This window comes from Streptomyces sp. MMG1121, from assembly GCF_001280015.1.
In the GTDB taxonomy this organism is placed as follows: domain Bacteria; phylum Actinomycetota; class Actinomycetes; order Streptomycetales; family Streptomycetaceae; genus Streptomyces.
The window spans coordinates 240,541-258,761 of record NZ_LGDV01000251.1; the positions used below are offsets into that span (position 1 = coordinate 240,541).

The window sequence follows — 18,221 nt, forward strand, 5'->3', positions numbered from 1 at the left end:
CGCCCGTTCACCTCCGTGGGAGCCCATGAATCCCGACCGTGAAATCTCCTGGACCCCGCCTGCCGACACCAAGGAACAGCCCCGGCAGGTGCGCCGCATCCTGAAGCTCTTCCGTCCCTACCGCGGGCGGCTCGCGATCGTCGGCCTGCTGGTCGGCGCCGCCTCGCTGGTCTCGGTGGCCACGCCGTTCCTGCTGAAGGAGACCCTCGACGTCGCGATCCCCCAGGGTCGCACCGGCCTGCTGAGCCTGCTCGCGCTCGGCATGATCCTCAGCGCGGTCCTCTCCAGCGTCTTCGGCGTGCTGCAGACGCTGATCTCGACCACCGTCGGCCAGCGTGTGATGCACGACCTGCGCACCGCTGTCTACGGCCGGCTGCAGCGCATGTCGCTCGCCTTCTTCACCCGAACCCGCACCGGTGAGGTGCAGTCGCGGATAGCCAACGACATCGGCGGTATGCAGGCGACCGTCACCTCCACGGCCACCTCCCTGGTCTCCAACGCCACCAGCGTGATCGCCACGATCGTCGCGATGGTCGCCCTCGACTGGCGGCTCACGATCGTCTCGCTGCTCCTGCTGCCGGCGTTCGTGTGGATCAGCCGCCGCGTGGGCAACGAGCGCAAGAAGATCACCACGCAGCGGCAGAAGCAGATGGCCGCGATGGCCGCCACGGTCACCGAATCCCTCTCGGTCAGCGGCATCCTGCTCGGCCGCACCATGGGTCGCTCGGACTCGCTGACCGCGTCCTTCGCCGAGGAGTCCGAGGGCCTGGTCGACCTCGAGGTGCGGTCGAACATGGCGGGACGCTGGCGCATGGCCGTGATCACGATCGTCATGGCCGCGATGCCCGCCGTCATCTACTGGACCGCGGGTCTGGCCCTCCAGTTCGGCGGCCCGAAGGTCTCGCTCGGCACCATCGTCGCTTTCGTCTCGCTCCAGCAGGGCCTGTTCCGCCCGGCCGTGAGCCTGCTCGCGACCGGCGTCCAGATCCAGACCTCCCTCGCCCTCTTCCAGCGCATCTTCGAGTACCTCGACCTGCCGATCGACATCACGGAGCGCGAGCGGCCCGTCCACCTCGACCGGATCAAGGGCGAAGTACGGCTGGAAGGCGTCGAGTTCCGCTACGACAACGACGACACGACGCGTCCGGTCCTCGACGGCATCGACGTCACCGTGCCCGCGGGCGGCAGCCTCGCCGTGGTCGGCCCGACCGGCGCCGGCAAGTCCACGCTGGGCTATCTGGTGCCCCGGCTCTACGACGTCACCGGAGGCCGCGTCACACTGGACGGCATCGACGTCCGTGACCTCGACTTCGACACCCTCGCCCGGGCGGTCGGCGTCGTCTCGCAGGAGACGTACCTCTTCCACGCCTCCGTCGCCGACAACCTCCGCTTCGCCAAGCCGGACGCCACCGACGCTGAACTGCACGCGGCGGCCAAGGCGGCACAGATCCACGACCACATCGCCGCGCTGCCCGACGGTTACGACACGGTCGTCGGTGAACGCGGCCACCGCTTCTCCGGCGGCGAGAAGCAGCGCCTCGCGATAGCCCGCACCATCCTGCGCGATCCGCCGGTCCTCATCCTCGACGAAGCCACCAGCGCGCTCGACACCCGTACGGAGGCCGCGGTCCAGGACGCCATCGACGCCCTGTCCGCCGACCGGACGACGATCACGATCGCCCATCGCCTGTCCACGATCCGCGGCGCCGACCAGATCGTGGTGCTGGACTCCGGCCGCGTCGCCGAACGCGGCACGCACGAGGACCTGCTGGAGCAGGACGGGCGGTACGCCGCCCTGGTGCGCCGGGACGCGCAACTGGAGCCGGTGAGCTGAACGCACGGGCCGACGCTGCGGCCGACGGACTGAACATATGCCAGGTATAGGGGGATATACGTATTAACGTTCCCGCATGCAGATGAAGTTTCCGCCGCGGAGCACGATCCGACTGACACGCCGGGGCAGACTCGTCCTCGTCGTGGCCGGCGCCGTCGTGGCCGGTACCGCCGTGGCGGTGCCGCTGCTGACGTTGGACAGCGGCCCCGAGGAGACCCGGTCCGCCGTTCTGGTCATCCCTGAAGGCTGGCGCGCGAGGCAGGTGTACGAGGCGGTCGACAAGGCCCTCGCGCTGACCCCGGACAGCACCCGCAAGGCCCTGGGGAGGGCCGGCCTGAATCTGCCGAGCGATGCGGAGGGCAACCCGGAGGGCTATCTCTTCCCGGCGACGTACCCCTTGCCGAAGGGGGCGACGCCCGAGTCCCTGCTGCATTCCATGGTCGACGCCGCCAACTACAGGTTCAACGCGGCGCCGGTCGCCGCCGGGGCGCAGCGCAACTCGATGAACATCTACCAGGCCGTCACCATCGCCAGCATCATCCAGGCCGAGGCCGCGACGAAGGCGGACATGGGCAAGGTCGCCCGGGTCGTCATCAACCGGCTGGAGCGCGGGATGCCGTTGCAGATGGACTCCACCATCAACTACGCGCTGAACCGCAACACCGTGCGCACCAGTCAGGACGACACCCGCATCGAGAGCCTGTACAACTCATACCAGCGCAGGGGCCTGCCGCCGACGCCGATCGACAACCCCGGCGAGGAGGCGGTGCGTGCCGCGCTCGATCCGACGCCGGGCGACTGGCTGTACTTCGTCACCGTCAGGCCGGGGGACACCCGCTTCTCCGCCGACTACGCGACGCACATGAGCAACGTGGCGGAGTTCAACGCCCTCCACCAGGGCGCCGGCCAGGGGCAGTCGCCCGGCCCGAGCGAGGGCCCGTCCCCGGTCTCGGCGCAGTCTTCGGTTCGCTGAGCCGACGGGACGTCACGCGGCGGCCTGCTGCTCCTCGCCCAGCAGCCGCCTGATGTCCCGGACGGCAGCGCGTCCGGCCCGGTTGGCGCCGATGGTGCTGGCGGAGGGGCCGTAACCGACGAGGTGGACGCGCGGGTCGGCGAGCGACCGGGTGCCCTCGACCCGGATCCCGCCGCCGGGCTCGCGCAGCCGCAGCGGGGTGAGATGCTCCAGCGCGGCCCGGAACCCGGTGGCCCACAGGATCACGTCGGCGACGACACGGCGCCCGTCGTTCCACTCCACACCGTCCGGAGTCAGCCGGTCGAACATCGCCTGCCGGTCGAGGACCCCGTCCGCGAGGCCCTGCCGGATGGCGTCGTTGAGGGGCAGCCCGGTGACCGAGACCACACTGCGCGGTGGCAGCCCCTGACGCACCCGTTCCTCGACGAGTGCGACCGCCGCACGGCCTACCTCCTGGTCGAACGGCCCCTCGCGGAACACCGGCGGCCGCCGGGTGACCCAGGTGGTCGCGGCCGCGTACGGGGCCAGCTCCAGCAGGTGCTGGGTGCCCGAGGCGCCGCCGCCCACGACCACGACCCGCTGCCCGGCGAACTCCTCGGGGCCGGCGTACTGGGCGGTGTGCAACTGCCGCCCGCGGAAGGTCTCCTGACCGGGGTAGCGGGGCCAGAACGGCCGGTCCCAGGTGCCGGTCGCGTTGATCAGTGCCCGCGTGGACCAGGTGCCGTCCGAGGTCTCCACGGACAGCCGGCCGCCGTCGCCCTCCCGTACGGCCCGGACGTCGACGGGCCGCTGCACGCGCAGGTCGAAGGTGCGCTCGTACCGGTCGAAGTACGCGCCGATGACCTCGGCCGACGGCCGTGCCGGATCGGCGTCCGTCAGCTCCATGCCGGGCAGTGCGTGCATCCCGTGCACCTTGCCGTACGTCAGCGAGGGCCAACGGAACTGCCAGGCACCGCCCGGCGCGGGGGAGTGGTCGAGCACCACGAAGTCGCGGTCCGGCTCGAAACCGGTGCGCCGCAGATGGTAGGCGCTGGACAGCCCGGCCTGACCAGCGCCGATGACGACAACCTCGACCTCGCGCGATTCGTTCACGCTTCCACCAACCAGGGGGCGGGCACGCATCTTCCCGGCGCCTTGGGCGGCCCTGTTCCACGGGCCGACCGAGGTCGTACGGGCCGGTCCCGCGGTGCCCCCTGCGCAGCCCTTGCCCGGGATCACCCCTTGGCGGGGGTCGTCGACGGCGGCAGGCCGCCGTTGAACCGGGTGTTCACGAAGGCACCGAAGTCCACCTTCCCGGGGATGAGCTTCAACTCGGTGAAGGTGTCGGCGATCTGCTGCTCGGAGGCGACGAGCGGCTTGTCGACGGCAACGGCGACGCGCGTGGAGTTGGTCCGCCGCACCGAGTCCAGCGCCACGTCGTACGGCAGCCCGGTGTCCTTGGCCCACACCTTGGCCCATTCCTGCTGATGGCTGTAGACCCACACCTGCGCCCGCCGCAGCCGGGCCAGGTAGTCCTTGATGACGGCGGCCTTCTTCGGGTCCTTCAGCGCGGAGGGCGCGGCCACCTGGAAGGTGAGCCCGTTGGTGACGCCCTCGCCGGTGGTCAGCACGCGGCCCTGCCCGGACCGCAGGATCTGGGAGGTGTACGGGTCCCAGACCGCCCACGCGTCGACCTTGCCCGAGGTGAACGCGGCGAGCGCGTCGGCCGGCTGAAGGTACTTGACCTTGACATCGGCCAGGCTGAGCCCGACCGCCTTGAGCGAGGCGATCAACTGGTAGTGCGCGGACGAGCCCTGCGCCACGGCGATGGACCTGCCCTTGAGCCGGCCCGGCCCGGTCAGCTTGGAGCCATGGGGCACGAGGATCGCGTCGCCCCTGGACGTGCCGTGCCAGGCGGCCACGACAGAGATCTTCGAGCCGGCGCCGGCCGCGAAGACGGGCGGGGTGTTGCCCACGCCGCCGATGTCGACGGCCCCCGCGTTGACCGCTTCCAGCAGCGGCGGGCCGGAGGTGAAGGTGGACCACTTGATCTTGTAGTTCAGGTTCTTCAGCTCACCGGCGGCGCGAAGGATGGCCTCCGAACCGCCCTTCTGGTCACCGACGTCGAGCGTGACGGAGCCCTTTCCGTCGATGTCGCTGCCGGTGCTCGCGGACGAGTTCCCGCCGCAGGCGGTGAGCACAAATGCGAAGGGGAGGAGCAGTGCGGCGGGGACGAGGCGTCGTCGCATGACGGTTCCGTTCATGTGCGGGGGGCTCGGTGGGGTCTGGCTCATGTGCAGGGTGTTTCCCGGGGTCAGGCGGCTTCGGCGGCGGTGTGGACGCCGAGCCGTTCCAGCAGGCCGGCGCGGAGCGCGGCGAAGCGGGGGTCGGTGATCTCGCGCGGTCGGTCGAGGCCGACGCGCTGCTCGTGGGCGATACGGCCGCCGTCCATCACCAGGACGCGGTCGGCGAGCAGAACGGCCTCCTCGACGTCGTGCGTGACCAGCAGCACGGCGCAGCCGCGGCGCTGCCACAACTCCCCGACCAGGCGCTGGGCCTTGATCCGGGTGAGTGCGTCGAGGGCGCCGAACGGCTCGTCGAGCAGCAGCAGATCGGGCTCGCGCACCAGGGCCCGGGCGAGCGAGGCGCGCTGGGCCTCGCCGCCGGAGAGGGTCCGCGGCCAGGCATCCACGCGGTGTCCGAGACCGACCTCGGCCAACGCCCGCTCGGCAACGGCGCGTTCGGACTTACCGGGCAGACCGAGCAGGACGTTGCGCCAGACCTTCTTCCAGGGCATCAGCCGGGGCGCCTGGAAGGCGACCGCCCTGCGGCGGGGGACCAGTGCGGTGCCCCGGATGTCACGGTCGAGTCCGGCGAGGATGCGCAGCAGTGTCGACTTGCCGCAGCCGCTGCGGCCGAGCAGGGCGACGAACTCGCCCGGCGCGATGTCGAGGTGCAGATCGTCGATGACCGTACGGCCGTCGAAGGAGCGGGTCAGCCCCTCGACGTGCACGGCCGTGGAGATCGTGGGGGTCACCGGCCGGTGAACGTCGGTCGCCATTGCAGCAACAGCCTTTCGAGGGAGCGGACGATGAAGTCGGCGAGCAGGCCGAGGAAGGCGTAGACGATCAGGCAGACCACGATCACGTCGGTCTGCAGGAAGTCCCGCGCCTGCACCATCAGGAAGCCGATCCCGGAGTCGGCGTTGACCTGCTCGGCGAAGACCAGCGCGAGCCAGGCGATACCGAGCGAGTAGCGCAGCCCGGTCAGCGCACCGGGCAGCGCGCCCGGGAGTACGACGTGCCGCACCAGCCCCCGCCGGGACAGCCCCAACGACTCGCCCGCCTCGATGAGTTGGGAGTCGACGCCGCGGATCCCGGCGTACACGTTGAGGTAGAGAGGGAAGGTCACGCCGAGCGTGATGATGGCGATCTTCGGGGCCTCGCCGATGCCGAACCAGATGATGAACAGCGGGATGAGACCGACGAACGGCACCGTCCGCAGCATCTGCACCGGCGCGTCCACCAGGTCCTCGCCGATCCGGAACAGCCCGGAAACCAGGGCGAGTCCGGTGCCGGTCAGGGTCCCGAAGAGCAGCCCGAGCGCGACGCGCCGGAGCGAGGTCGCCATGGCCGACGGCAGCGAGCCGTCGCTGATCAGGTCCCAGCCGACCTGCGTGATCCGGCCCGGCGAGGCCAGCACATCGGCCGTCAGTACGCCGGTGGCGCTGAGGAGTTGCCACAGGGCCAGCAGCAGGATCGGGCCCGCGGTACGGCGTAGCCAACGGGGGATGCGCAGGGAGCGGGAGGCGGCGGGGACGACGGGCTGGAGGTCGAGGGCGGTGTGGCCGGAGCGAGCTGTTCCGGGATCCTGCGGCTTGGATATACCGGAAATATCGGGTTCGGGAGAGCTGGGTGGGGCATGACTGATGCTCATGGATGCTCCGCGGGGAAGGGCGAGCGGGAGTGAGGGGAAGGGCGGGGCGGCGAACGGTGCGCTGCCGAGCCGCGGTACGCCTGTCTCAGAAGCTGGTCAGGTGCGCACGAGGGCGACGCCGGAGCGTGCTGGAAGGGTGAAGCGGAAGAAGGGCGTCAGCAGCCGCGGCGACACGCGGCAGAGGCCACCCACAGCAGGTCGATGTGACCGCGCGAGGTGAGCAGGGCTGAACGCAACATGCGGCTGAACGTAGCCAGATGGGCGGTCCACGGTCAATGGTGTCTCGGCCTGTGGACCTCGAATATCAGGACATGGTCGCGCCACCCAGGGGGAATCCCGGCGTATGAGCCAGGATGGGGGCATGCCAGAAGCCTTCACCACCCGTACGCTGCACGTCTCCACCGGCTCCCGGGAGCGGGTCGTCGACCTCACCTCCGACTGCGAGGACTTCCTCCGGGACGCGGCGGCCGGCCGTGACGGGCTGCTCAATGTCTTCGTCCCGCACGCCACCGCCGGGATCGCCGTCATCGAGACGGGCGCCGGCAGCGACGACGACCTCCTCGCCGCCCTGCACACCCTGCTCCCCGCCGACGACCGCTGGCAGCACCGCCACGGCAGCCCCGGCCACGGCCGAGACCATGTCCTGCCGGCCGTCGTCCCGCCCCACGCGACCCTCCCGGTGATCGCCGGGCGCCTGGAGCTGGGCACCTGGCAGTCGGTGTGTCTGGTCGATACGAATAAGGACAATCCCGACCGTCAGGTTCGGCTGAGTTTCCTCGGCTGATGCGTGTGCCGGAACCGTGGCGCGGAATTCCGGCGGCACCGAACGCCGCCCCGCTCGTGTGTGATCACTCGTGAGCGTCATGAGCCGTCGTGAGGTGGTGGCGACGTGTCCCGACCAGGGAGCGCCATCGTGTGCGGGGCCGGAGCCCTCCGTCGATCCATCGTGCCCGCGTGGTGTGCCGGGAGAGCGGAAGGCCGGCCGTGAAGTGCACGATCTCGGCGTAGTGGGCGTAGGCGCCGGGTGAAAGTAGTGCGAATGTGTGTACCGTGCTAAACTTGTAACTAGTTGCAGTTGTGGTTCCCGAAACTTCAAGTGCCTCGGCGGCTGTATCTCGTCGGGCGTTTTTGTATCTCCGGTGCTTATCCGGACGGGGTTCATTGTGGCAACGCAGGGGTCCACACGGTGTGGGCCCGCGGGCACTGCCCCGAGGAGATGTGACATGGCTACTGGCACCGTCAAGTGGTTCAACGCGGAAAAGGGCTTCGGCTTCATCGAGCAGGACGGCGGCGGCCCGGACGTCTTCGCCCACTACTCGAACATCGCCACCCAGGGCTTCCGTGAGCTCCAGGAAGGCCAGAAGGTGAACTTCGACGTCGTTCAGGGCCAGAAGGGTCCGCAGGCGGAGAACATCACTCCCGCCTGACGTCAAAGCGTATGAGTTGGCTGGGGTCCCGCCTTGCGGCGGGGCCCCAGCTTCCTGCTTTTTGCATACCGGTTTCCATATTCCGGTGGAATTCTTTTAGTCTCACATTCGGCTCGTTCTTGCAATTCGTCCGGCTCATTCCTGTCGGGAATTCCTCGATGCGTGCCCTGCCGAGGAAGGTTCTCCATGAGCCGTTCAGCTCGCACGAACGACCGTCTCCGTCCACAGGGGGAGTTCGCGCTGCCGGTCACCGTCACACCGGCCCTCCCCGCGGTTGCGACCTTCGGTGAACTGGACATGCCCGTCGAGATGCTGAAGGCGCTCACCAGCCTCGGCGTGAACGAGCCCTTCCCGATCCAGGCCGCCACGTTGCCGAACTCCCTCGCAGGGCGCGACGTCCTGGGCCGCGGGCGCACCGGATCGGGCAAGACGCTCGCCTTCGGTCTGGCGCTCCTCGTGCGCACGGCCGGGCAGCGTGCCGAGGCGCGGAAGCCGCTGGCCCTGATCCTCGTCCCCACACGCGAGCTGGCCCAGCAGGTCACCGACGCGCTCGCACCGTACGCCCGGTTGCTGAAGCTGCGGCTCGCCACCGTGGTCGGCGGAATGTCGATCGGCAGGCAGGCCGGCGCACTGCGTGCCGGGGCCGAGGTGGTCGTCGCAACTCCGGGTCGCCTCGCGGATCTCATCGAGCGCAAGGACTGCCGTCTGGACCGAGTGAACATCACCGTCCTGGACGAGGCCGACCAGATGGCGGACATGGGCTTCATACCGCAGGTCACCGAACTGCTGGACCAGGTACGTCCCGACGGTCAGCGCATGCTGTTCTCGGCCACGTTGGACCGCAACATCGACGTCCTGGTCCGTCGCTACCTGAATGACCCGGTGGTCCATTCGGTCGACCCGTCGGCGGGCACGGTCACCACGATGGAGCATCACGTGCTGCAGGTGCACGGCGCCGACAAGTACGCCACCGCCACCGAGATCGCCGCCCGCGACGGGCGCGTGATCATGTTCCTGGACACCAAGCATGCCGTCGACCAGTTCACCAAGCACCTGCTGAGCAGCGGTGTGAAGGCCGCGGCGCTGCACGGCGGCAAGTCGCAGCCCCAGCGCACCCGCACCCTGGCACGGTTCAAGACCGGCGACGTCACGGCGCTGGTGGCCACCAACGTCGCGGCCCGGGGCATCCACATCGACGACCTCGACCTCGTCGTCAACGTCGACCCGCCCAGCGATCACAAGGACTACCTGCACCGCGGCGGCCGTACGGCCCGCGCCGGCGAGTCCGGCAGCGTCGTCACGCTGGTCCTCCCCAACCAGCGCCGGGACATGGCCCGTCTCATGTCCGACGCGGGCATCAGGCCGCGGATCACGCAGGTCCGCTCCGGCGAGGCCGAGCTGAGCCGCATCACTGGCGCCCAGGCTCCCTCCGGTGTCCCCGTCGGCGGCAGCGGGCCGGTCGCGGAGCGCCCGAAGCGCGGCGGCGCTCCCTTCCGCGGTCTGGGCACCCGCCCGGGGCGGGCCGTCGGCGGTGGTGAGTCTCGCCGGTCCGCTGAGGCCCGCCAACTGGCCGAGGCCCGCAAGGCCGCCCGGGTCCGTCGTGGCGCATAGCTCCGCCACGGCGCCCTCGTCACCCGGTGTGCGTGACTCAGGCCGGGCCTGTCCCGCACGGAGCTGTGCTGCGCGGAAGCCCGGTTGAACGGCGCCCCGTCCCGGTCCACGGCGCGTCGTTCCCGCTCGGGCCACACGATCCGTGCCGTCAGGTCGAGTTCGGCTGGCCATGCGTACCGGTGCCGGAAGTTGCCGCGGCGGTAGCGGCCGTCGTCGCCGTCGCGGGTGAAGCGGTGCGAGACGAGAAACTGCCCGCCCGGATCGAAGGCGTCGAAGCCGGCCCGCCGCACGGAGACGTCGCACGGCACCGCGTTCTGCCCGGCGGTACGTTCGCCGGCGTGCTCGTGGCCCCGCACAGGGTGCCCGTCGCCGTCGCGTCGGCGGTGGCCGACGTTCTGGCCCAGCCCCGTACGCGCGCGACTGCCGAGCGCGGCGGGGCCCGCCGTTCACCGTGTCGTGCAGGACCCGTGCCGTCAGCGGCGCGGACGCTCCAGAGTGAGAAGCAGGCCCTCGACCGCACCGGGCCCGATACGGCCCTTGACGTCGGCAGACGTGATCGCCTTGAGGGCCCAGCCGTCCTCGGCGTGCTTGTTGAGAACCTTCTCCAGCTTGTCGCTGTCCAGTGCGTCTCCGATCAGTGACTCGCGGAAGGTGACGACCTTGTACTCGAGGGCGTAGGGGTTGCTCATGGTGGGGCCTTCCCGTGGATGGACCGGTGGATGGGCCGGTGGATGGACTGGCTGACGGAACCGGGGACAGCCAATCACCGTTCGGCGTTGCCCCACACGGCGGGGTGGAGGTCATGTCACCGGGGGCGACCTCGTGGCGCGGCCTCTGTCGCAGTGGCCTGCGTGGCGCCGAGTCGGACCGCGACGACGGGGCGCACCTCAGGCGCGAGCCAAGCGCCGTGCGGTCCAGGGCGGGCAGGTCCGGCGGGTAGGTCCACTGCGCTTGCCGGCCGGGCACCCAGGCCACCTGACCTGCTTCGCGGACGTGACCCGGCGTCGCGTCAGCGCTGCGCCGGCACATCCCAGCGGACGCGCAGAGCCGGGGGCTTGCGGAAGACCAGGCCTCGGGGCGCGGTGGGCGAGGCAGGGTCGAGCCGCAGGCCGGGGAGGCGGTCGAGGAGTGCGAGGAGGCAGACGCGGGTTTCCAGGCGGGCAAGATGGGCGCCCAGACAGAAGTGGGGGCCGTGCGCGAAGGCCAGTTGGCGGTGGGAGTTGCCCCGCCGCAGATCAAAACTGTCGGGGTCCTGGAAGATGCCGGGGTCGCGGTTCGCGCCGGCGAGCGAGACGACCACCAGATCACCGCGCCGCACGTCGGCGCCGCCGATCGTCACGTCGGCGGTGGCGTAGCGGTCCACGACCGCCGCGGCGGGTTCCAGGCGGAGCGACTCCTCGATCGCCGCGTCGACCAGGTCCGGGTCGGCACGCACGAGGGCGAGTCGACCCGGGTCGGCCAGCAAGTGGAGTACGGCGTTGGCGATCATGCCCTCGGTGGTCTCGATACCGCCGAACATCAGCACCGCGGCGTTGGCGACCACCTCCGGCAGCTTCAGGCGCCTACTCTCGGCCGCCGCGACCAGCAGCGACGCGTCGCTTCCTCCCTCGATCGTCGCCTCGACGCTTCCTCGCAACTGGTCGAACGCCGCCACTCCGGCGGGGTTCGCCGACAACCCTGCGGTGATGTCGGAGACGGCGCTCACGATGGCGTCGTACCAGGACAGCACCGCCTCGGCGTCCGCGTCGACCAGGCCCAGCGCCTCGGCGACGACGGCGACGGCCAGGGGCCCGGCCACCGCACGGCGCAGTTCGGCGCTGCCGTGCGGTCGGATGCCTTCGACGAGCCGGGCGGCCTCCTGTTCGACGAACCCGGTGAACCGGTCGTGCACATCATGCGTGCGGAACGGGTCGGTGAAGGGGGCCCGGTGCCGCTTGTGCTCGGCGCCCTCCAGGGAGAGCATGCTCGGGCCGACCACCTGGGCGGTGGAGAAGCGGGGGTCGTCCACCGTGAAGGTCGCCGCGTCGCGCATCACGCGCAGGGCCAGATCGTGCCGGGTCACCAGCCAGCCGCCCAGCACGGGGAGCCACGAAACCGGTTCGCGGGCGCGCAGCAGGGCCAGCCGGGGGTGGGGGGCGTCCTCCAGCTCCGTGAGAGTGGTCGCGGAGCCGAGCGGAAACCGGCGCGCTGTCTCCATGGAAGCAGTCCCCTGTTCCCGTTCCTGGAATTCCGGCCTCTCCGGAGCCCACTCGGAGCGTCAAGGATAGGTGCGAAGGCCGCCCCAGCGCAGTGTGGCGGGCACGCACGCGGAGTGTGGCGGGCACGGACAAGGAATGGATCCACGTACCGCCGGAACCGGGATCCGGCATCCGGCAGGTGACGGTGACGGCGGCAACGGTGCCGCCAGGGTATCGAGACGTCAATTCCGTTGCGTGAAGCGACATTTCATGACCTGTCGCGGCGGCCGGTACGGTCGGATTCATGGACTGGATTTTTCGGACGGCCGAAGAACTCGCGGCTGCCTTGCGTGCCGGTGAAGTGACGTCGACGGAACTGACCGACCAGGCGATCGCCCGTATCGAACGGCAGGACAAGGCGATCAATGCGATCTGTGTGCCGGACTTCGACCGGGCACGGGCCGCCGCGCTCGGTGCCGACCAGGCGCGCGCTCGCGGTGAGGACCGGCCGCTGCTCGGCATTCCGGTGACGGTCAAAGAGTCCTACGACATCGCAGGGCTGCCCACGACCTGGGGCATACCGTTTCACCGGGACTACACGCCGGCCGAGGACGCGGTGCAGGTGTCGCGGCTCAAGGCCGCGGGCGCGGTGGTGCTCGGCAAGACCAACGTCCCCTTGGGGCTGCAAGATGTGCAGAGCTTCAACGAGATCTACGGCACCACCAACAACCCGTGGGATCACGGTCGTACGCCGGGTGGGTCGTCCGGCGGATCAGCTGCGGCCCTGGCGTCCGGATTCGGCGCGCTGTCCATCGGCTCCGACATGGCCGGTTCGTTGCGCACCCCCGCACATTTCTGCGGTGTCTACGCACACAAGCCGACACTCGGGCTGGCGGCGACCCGCGGTATGGTCCCGCCGCCCGCGCCGGCCTTGCCGGCCGACGGCGACCTCGCCGTCGTCGGTCCCATGGCGCGCACTGCCCGTGACCTCACGCTCCTGCTCGACGTGATGGCCGGACCGGACCCGCTGACGCTGGGTGTGGCGTACGACTTGACGCTGCCGCCCGCGCGCCACGAGCGGCTCTGCGACTTCCGGGTCCTGGTCCTCGACGAGCATCCGCTCCTTCCGACCGGGGCCGCTGTGCGGGCAGGCGTGAACCGGGTGGCCGACGCCCTCGTCGACGGCGGCGCCCGCGTCGAACGGCACAGTTCGCTGCTGCCCGATCTGACCGAAGCCACCCTGCTCTACGCGCGGTTGCTGTTTTCGAGCTCCGGTGCGCATTTTCCCGTCGAAGCGTACGAGCAGCTGCGGACTCGCGCCGCCGCACTGAGCGCGGACGACCAGAGCCTCGACGCGGCGCGGCTGCGCGGCATGGTGCTCAGTCACCGCGACTGGATCGAGGCGAACAGCCGTCGTGAACTCCACCGCCACGGCTGGCGGCAGCTCTTCGCCGAGTTCGACGCCGTGGTGTGTCCCATCACGCCCACTCCCGCGTTCCCGCACGACCACAACCCCGATCCGGGGGAACGCCGGATCGACATCGACGGCGTCGAGTACCCGTACCTCGACCAGCTCGTCTGGGCCGGTCTGCCCACCATGCCCGGCCTGCCCGCCACCGCCGTGCCGGCGGGCCGGTCTCCCGAGGGACTGCCGGTGGGAGTGCAGCTTATCGGTCCGATGTTCGAGGACCGTACCCCGCTGAGGCTGGCCGAACTGCTCGAGCAGAAGATCGGCGGCTTCCAGGCGCCGCAGTAGGGCGTACTCCCGGGTGTCCGTTGGGGACCCGCATCGCGAACGCTGCACCCGGAGTCGCCACGTCGCTCTCGCGCCACGAGTTCCGGAGTCCGGCGGTGCCGACTGGGATTCCGGCGAAGATCCTTCTACCGTGGGGTCGGTCCGTTCCGGCGCCGTGGACGACGTGAAGGGGGCTTGGTGGAAGCCGAGTTGGGGACACTCGCCGCACAGGCGGCCACTGCTGTGGTCGGGCTGGCCGTCACGGACGCCTGGCTGAACATGAAGCACGTGAGGCGGCGGGTCACCCGCTGGCTCTCCCGGCGCGGGGCGGACGGTGAGCTGGACGCCGTCCGCGACGAGCTGGCCGCGGCCAGGCGGCACGGCGACGAGGAGAGCGCGGCCGACCGGGTCGCCGCGGACTGGGAACGGCGCCTGCTCGGGATCCTCGAGGACGATCCCGAGGCGGCGGAGGAACTGCGCCGGCTGCTGGCCGAGGTACTTCCGGGAACGTCGTACGACATCGCCTTCGACGTCCCCTCGAACGAACCGGCGGCGCCCGGCGCGCAGCCCGACCAGCTGCCCACCCTGACCGGCACGTTCAGCAACCGGATCGCCGAACTCGACCGGATGGACGCCCTGTGCGGCGCGCCCGGCCGGGTCAACCTCGCCGTGCTCGCCGGGCTGCCCGGCGTCGGCAAGACCGCGATCGCCTGCCGCTGGGCGGACAAGGAACGCGCCCGTTTCCCCGACGGCCTCTTCTACGTCGACTACGGCGCTCTGCGCGACGAGTCGGCCGTGGGCCCGGCCATGGGCCCCGCCATGGCCTCACAGGCCCTCGCCTCGATCCTGCGGGCGCTGCTGGGCAGCGACGCGCATGTCTCCGAGAGGTTCGAGGAGCTGAGGCGGCAGTACCTGAACCACTCCCGCGACCGGCGCATGCTCGTCCTCATCGACAACGTCACCCTCGCCGCCCAGGTGCGCGCGCTGATCCCCGCGGGCCATGGCAGCACCGTCATGGTCACCAGCCACACCCGGCTCGGCGAACTCGTCGCCGTGGACGGCGCCGAACTCATCGCGCTGGAACCGCTCGACACGCAGGGCGGCCTGAAGCTGCTGACCGACCAGTGCGGAGAGGCCGCGGTCGCGGCCGAACCCGTCGCGGCCGAGCACCTCGTGGACCTCTGCGGCGGGCTGCCGGTGGCGCTGCGCATCGTGGCGACCCGGCTGGCCACCGGCGACGCCCCGTCCCTGACGTACCTGGCCCAGGAGCTGGCGGACGAGGCCGAGCGGCTGGAGGGCCTCTCCCTGCCCGGCGGCGGCTACTCGCTGTCGGCCGTCCTCGGCCCTTCCTACCGTCTGCTGCCGCCCGCAGCGGCCCGGATGTTCCGGCTGCTGGGCTGGCTGCCCGCCGGACTGTTCGACGAGTCGGTCGCGGCCGCCGCCGCGGGCGTCGACCGGCGAACGGCCAGGCGGCTGCTGCGCGAACTGGCCGCCACGAGTCTGCTGGAGATCGACCGCGACGGCCGTTACCGCGTCCACGACCTCGTCCGCCTCTACGCCCGCGAGCGTGCCGTGACGGAGGAGCGGCCCGCCGAGGAGACCGCCCTCATCGAGCGGGTGACCACCCACTATCTCGTCCTCGCGGCCTTCGCCGACCGGGCTCGACGCGCGGACCGGCTGCGCGTCGCCGACCTGACCGAGCTGCTGGAGCGGGCCACCGACCCCTTCTCCGCGCCCGGCGGCCCCGCCCCGCTGACCTGGCTCGACGCCGAGTGCCCCGCGATCCTCGCCGTCCTGCGCGCGGCCGTACGACACCGCTTGTACGGGCTCGCCTGGCCGCTGGCGGAGGCGTTCACCGTGCTGTTCCTGCACCACCGCCATCTCGGCGCCTGGAAGGAGTCCCTCAGCCTGGGCGTCGAGGCCGCCGCCGCGGAGGCCGCCGCCGCGGAGGCCGCCGACCCGGCGGCCGGCACCGGCACCGCCGCGGAGGCCCTGGCCGGCGAGGCCCGGCTGCGCAGCCTGCTCTCCCGCCCCCTCACGGACCTCGGCGAACACGACGCCGCCCGCACCGAACTGGAGCGGGCCGTCGCCCTCGCCGAGCCCACCGACCGGCTGCTGCTGCGCGCCTCCGTCCAGGAGTTCCACGGCCGCCACCTCGAACGCTTCGCACCGGCCCGGGCCGTGGAGACCTACCGCTACTGCCTCGACCTCAACCGCCGTGCCCAGGACCGGCGCGGCGAGGCCCTGGCCCTGCTCTTCCTCGGCTCGGCCCTGGACGCCCAGGGCGACCACGACCAGGCCCTCGCCCTGCTCGGCCAGGCGCGCGCGGACCTGTTGAACCTCCCTGAGCCCGACGGGCGGATGGCGGCTCGCGCCCTGCGCGCCCTGGGCCGTGTCCACGCCCACCGCGAGGAGACCGACGAAGCCTTCCAAGCGCTGGAAGCGGCGGCCGACAGCCTCAAGGAGCACGGCGCGTACAGCTATGAGGCCGATGCGCTGGAGGACCTCGCCGATCTCGCGGAGCGGACCGGCCGCCATCCGGACCGGGTGCGCGCGTGGCTGACCCGGGCCCTCGCCATCCACGAGGCGAACGGCAGCCTGCGCGTGGACGTCGTGCGCCGGCGGCTGGAGGATCTCAGCTGACGAGCGGGGAAGCGGGGCGCGGGCGCAGTACGACGTCCTCGTCCCGCACTCCGGCGATCCGCAGGGTCAGCAGCGCCTCGCCCCGCGGACGGCCCTGCCGCAGCCAGGCGTAGACGACCGCCGCCACGAGCCCGGGAGGCGTCGCGGGTCCGGTCACCGCCGCCTCGATCACCCGACCGTCCCGCAGCCCGACCAGATGGCGACCGTCCCGCACCGCGCAGACTGCCAGCAGACTCCCGGGCAGCCTCGCCAGCGTGTCACGGATCCGGCGCAGCGCCTCGGCGTCGGATCCGGCGCGGTCGGTGCACTCGATCACGGAGGCGCTCTCGAGCAGCCGGCGATCGCGTTCCGCGTCCGAGCAGGCGAGATGGGCGAAACGGTAGGGGGCATCCTCCGCCTCGAACCCACCGCGCCCGTGCGACTGCCCGTACGCATGCGCCGTCGCCGGATACCGGCGCACCGCCACGACCGGACCGGCCGCCTCCTCGTCCGCCTCGGTGACGACCGTCCAGGAGGTGACGGGCGCGGCGGCCGGTTCCGGGGCGGGCAGCAGCAGGTCCGGCGGGGGCCCGGAGTTCGGCTCCGGAAGGTCCAGCAACTCGTAGACGGCCGTGCGCAGCCGCGCGAGCGCCTGCCCCGGTCCGGCGAAGGCCCGCCGCGCCACCGCTTCGTACCGCTCGGGGGCGTGGTCGCGTACGACGTCCTCGACCTGCGCCGCCAGATCCCCGCCCGGATCCAGGCGCCGCGCCGCCGCGGCCAGCTCGTCCGCCGCGGTGTCCGGCACCGCGTCGGCGCCGAACGCACCGAGCAGCACCGGTGTGCCGAGGGCGGCACCGTAGAGGGTCACCGAGCCGTGGTCGCCGATCACGAGGTCCGCCGCGACCAGCGCCGGACGCCAGGCGTGCACGGGTGCCGTCAGCATCAGGCCCGCCTCGAGAGCCGAGGCCTGGAGCGCGCGGATCTGCCAGTCGCCGTGCGCCGACCAGACGTTGGGGTGGACGACGGCCGCCACCCGGTAGGCGTCGTGGGGGAGCGCGCCCAGGAGACGGACCGGCAGGTCGGGGTGCCGGCCGAGCAGGGAGGTGGGTCCCCAGGTGGAGCTGATCACGACGAGCCGCTGACCCGTGCTGACGCCGAGGGCCGCCCGGTACGTGTCCCTGTGCGCCCGGCCGGTGCGCAACTCGTCGTAGCAGGGGTCGCCCAGCAGCAGGGTGCGGCCCGCAGTCTTGGGATGGGCGGCGAGGAGCTGCCGCTCCTGCTCCGGGTGTGACACGGCGAGGAAGGCGCGGCCGGACTCCAGCAGGGCGTCGGGGACGAGGCCGGACAGCCGGTCGTGCGATCCGCGGGCGTCCGGGACGCGTTTTTGGAAGCCCACGCCGTGCGGCAGCACCAGGACCGGGCAGTCGCCCTCCGGTATGTCCACGTTCTCGCTGGCCGTGAGGATCAGATCGGCCCTGATGTCCGCCAGCTGCTGCCATGGCATGACCCGGCATCCGGCGGCGCTGAGGAGCTCCGGCACCCCGTCGGCGAACGCGGAGGTGGGGTCGTGGGCGAAGACGACGCTCACCCGGGGGTCGTCGCGGAGCACGGCGGGCAGCGACTCGAGGACCCGTACGGTGGAGGTCACGGTACGGGCGGCGACGACGAGCGTCCGTGCGGCGGGGAACGTACGCCAGCGGTGGGCGTCGGGGCCCACCGGGACCCGGAGGAATCCGGGTCTCACCGGAACCTCCGGGAACCGGTCAGCCGGTTCGCGGTTCGCGGTTCGCGGTTCGCGGTTCGCGGTTCGCGGGACAGTCGCTTTATCAGATGACAAGTTGGCTGACAACCCTTCAGTTCTGATCGCTCCCGGCGGACCGGTCCACGGTAACGAATCACGGAGAGTGAGCCCAGGCCTCCGGGTGGG

Annotated in this window: 14 protein-coding genes and 1 pseudogene; 7 read left to right on the plus strand and 8 right to left on the minus strand. The window is 71.3% G+C overall.

From position 1 onward, the window contains the following. Positions 1-25: 25 nt before the first annotated feature. Together ADK64_RS39565 and mltG are read left to right on the plus strand one after the other, a co-directional pair. Positions 26-1,834, plus strand: a complete 1,809-nt coding sequence (locus tag ADK64_RS39565; protein WP_053666937.1) for an ABC transporter ATP-binding protein — start codon at positions 26-28, stop codon at positions 1,832-1,834. Between the two features lie 76 nt (positions 1,835-1,910). Next, on the plus strand, positions 1,911-2,807 hold the full coding sequence (gene mltG, locus ADK64_RS39570; RefSeq protein ID WP_053666938.1) for an endolytic transglycosylase MltG: 897 nt from the start codon (positions 1,911-1,913) through the stop codon (positions 2,805-2,807). A gap of 12 nt (positions 2,808-2,819) precedes the next feature. Here the strand turns inward: mltG and ADK64_RS39575 are convergent, their stop codons facing one another. The 4 genes from ADK64_RS39575 to ADK64_RS39590 all read right to left on the minus strand — a co-directional run bounded on the left by ADK64_RS39575 (position 2,820) and on the right by ADK64_RS39590 (position 6,722). Further along, the gene (locus ADK64_RS39575) at positions 2,820-3,899 is read right to left on the minus strand and encodes an NAD(P)-binding domain-containing protein (RefSeq protein ID WP_053666939.1); all 1,080 of its coding nucleotides are present in this window, start codon (positions 3,897-3,899) and stop codon (positions 2,820-2,822) included. A gap of 122 nt (positions 3,900-4,021) precedes the next feature. Then, positions 4,022-5,035 carry an ABC transporter substrate-binding protein gene (locus ADK64_RS39580; protein WP_199829846.1) on the minus strand — a complete coding sequence of 338 codons (1,014 nt, stop codon included), beginning with the start codon at positions 5,033-5,035 and terminating at the stop codon, positions 4,022-4,024. Positions 5,036-5,100: 65 nt separating this feature from the next. Further along, positions 5,101-5,847, minus strand: a complete 747-nt coding sequence (locus tag ADK64_RS39585; RefSeq protein ID WP_053666941.1) for an ABC transporter ATP-binding protein — start codon at positions 5,845-5,847, stop codon at positions 5,101-5,103. Next, positions 5,820-6,722, minus strand: a complete 903-nt coding sequence (locus tag ADK64_RS39590) for an ABC transporter permease (protein ID WP_053666942.1) — start codon at positions 6,720-6,722, stop codon at positions 5,820-5,822. Before ADK64_RS39590 ends, ADK64_RS39585 begins: the two co-directional genes overlap by 28 nt. 361 nt (positions 6,723-7,083) lie before the next feature. Between ADK64_RS39590 and ADK64_RS39595 the strand changes: the two genes are divergently transcribed. The 3 genes from ADK64_RS39595 (at position 7,084) to ADK64_RS39605 (ending at position 9,760) form a co-directional block, all read left to right on the plus strand. Beyond that, positions 7,084-7,506, plus strand: a complete 423-nt coding sequence (locus ADK64_RS39595; protein WP_053666943.1) for a secondary thiamine-phosphate synthase enzyme YjbQ — start codon at positions 7,084-7,086, stop codon at positions 7,504-7,506. A 439-nt stretch (positions 7,507-7,945) separates the two neighbouring features. Further along, on the plus strand, positions 7,946-8,149 hold the full coding sequence (locus tag ADK64_RS39600; protein WP_053666944.1) for a cold-shock protein: 204 nt from the start codon (positions 7,946-7,948) through the stop codon (positions 8,147-8,149). Between the two features lie 186 nt (positions 8,150-8,335). Continuing rightward, on the plus strand, positions 8,336-9,760 hold the full coding sequence (locus ADK64_RS39605) for a DEAD/DEAH box helicase (RefSeq protein WP_053666945.1): 1,425 nt from the start codon (positions 8,336-8,338) through the stop codon (positions 9,758-9,760). A 44-nt stretch (positions 9,761-9,804) separates the two neighbouring features. Here the strand turns inward: ADK64_RS39605 and ADK64_RS48225 are convergent. The 3 genes and pseudogenes from ADK64_RS48225 to ADK64_RS39615 all read right to left on the minus strand — a co-directional run. Continuing rightward, positions 9,805-10,080: pseudogene (locus ADK64_RS48225) on the minus strand (SAM-dependent methyltransferase); the annotation flags it as partial. 153 nt (positions 10,081-10,233) lie between these two features. After that, entirely contained in the window at positions 10,234-10,449 is a 216-nt protein-coding gene (locus ADK64_RS39610) for a DUF4177 domain-containing protein (protein ID WP_053666946.1), read from the minus strand. Between the two features lie 320 nt (positions 10,450-10,769). After that, the gene (locus ADK64_RS39615) at positions 10,770-11,957 is read right to left on the minus strand and encodes a cytochrome P450 (RefSeq protein ID WP_053666947.1); all 1,188 of its coding nucleotides are present in this window, start codon (positions 11,955-11,957) and stop codon (positions 10,770-10,772) included. Positions 11,958-12,241: 284 nt separating this feature from the next. Here ADK64_RS39615 and ADK64_RS39620 point away from each other — a divergent pair, with 284 nt between their 5' ends. Together ADK64_RS39620 and ADK64_RS39625 are read left to right on the plus strand one after the other, a co-directional pair. Beyond that, complete coding sequence (locus ADK64_RS39620; RefSeq protein ID WP_053666948.1) at positions 12,242-13,693, plus strand: amidase; 1,452 nt, start codon at positions 12,242-12,244, stop codon at positions 13,691-13,693. A 177-nt stretch (positions 13,694-13,870) separates the two neighbouring features. Next, the gene (locus ADK64_RS39625) at positions 13,871-16,315 is read left to right on the plus strand and encodes an ATP-binding protein (protein WP_063790032.1); all 2,445 of its coding nucleotides are present in this window, start codon (positions 13,871-13,873) and stop codon (positions 16,313-16,315) included. Here ADK64_RS39625 and ADK64_RS39630 read toward each other — a convergent pair. Beyond that, positions 16,308-18,038, minus strand: a complete 1,731-nt coding sequence (locus ADK64_RS39630; protein ID WP_234384907.1) for a hypothetical protein — start codon at positions 18,036-18,038, stop codon at positions 16,308-16,310. The two genes, ADK64_RS39625 and ADK64_RS39630, sit on opposite strands and share 8 nt — an antisense overlap. Between the last annotated feature and the right edge of the window lie 183 nt (positions 18,039-18,221).

What these genes read in the sequence shown, in the direction of transcription:
- ADK64_RS39565 (WP_053666937.1), top strand. Translation starts at nt 26, where the DNA reads ATGAATCCCGACCGTGAAATCTCCTGGACCCCGCCTGCCGACACCAAG.
- mltG (WP_053666938.1), top strand. Translation starts at nt 1,911, where the DNA reads ATGCAGATGAAGTTTCCGCCGCGGAGCACGATCCGACTGACACGCCGG.
- ADK64_RS39580 (WP_199829846.1), bottom strand. Translation starts at nt 5,035, where the DNA reads ATGCGACGACGCCTCGTCCCCGCCGCACTGCTCCTCCCCTTCGCATTT.
- ADK64_RS39585 (WP_053666941.1), bottom strand. Translation starts at nt 5,847, where the DNA reads ATGGCGACCGACGTTCACCGGCCGGTGACCCCCACGATCTCCACGGCC.
- ADK64_RS39590 (WP_053666942.1), bottom strand. Translation starts at nt 6,722, where the DNA reads ATGAGCATCAGTCATGCCCCACCCAGCTCTCCCGAACCCGATATTTCC.
- ADK64_RS39595 (WP_053666943.1), top strand. Translation starts at nt 7,084, where the DNA reads ATGCCAGAAGCCTTCACCACCCGTACGCTGCACGTCTCCACCGGCTCC.
- ADK64_RS39600 (WP_053666944.1), top strand. Translation starts at nt 7,946, where the DNA reads ATGGCTACTGGCACCGTCAAGTGGTTCAACGCGGAAAAGGGCTTCGGC.
- ADK64_RS39605 (WP_053666945.1), top strand. Translation starts at nt 8,336, where the DNA reads ATGAGCCGTTCAGCTCGCACGAACGACCGTCTCCGTCCACAGGGGGAG.
- ADK64_RS39610 (WP_053666946.1), bottom strand. Translation starts at nt 10,449, where the DNA reads ATGAGCAACCCCTACGCCCTCGAGTACAAGGTCGTCACCTTCCGCGAG.
- ADK64_RS39615 (WP_053666947.1), bottom strand. Translation starts at nt 11,957, where the DNA reads ATGGAGACAGCGCGCCGGTTTCCGCTCGGCTCCGCGACCACTCTCACG.
- ADK64_RS39620 (WP_053666948.1), top strand. Translation starts at nt 12,242, where the DNA reads ATGGACTGGATTTTTCGGACGGCCGAAGAACTCGCGGCTGCCTTGCGT.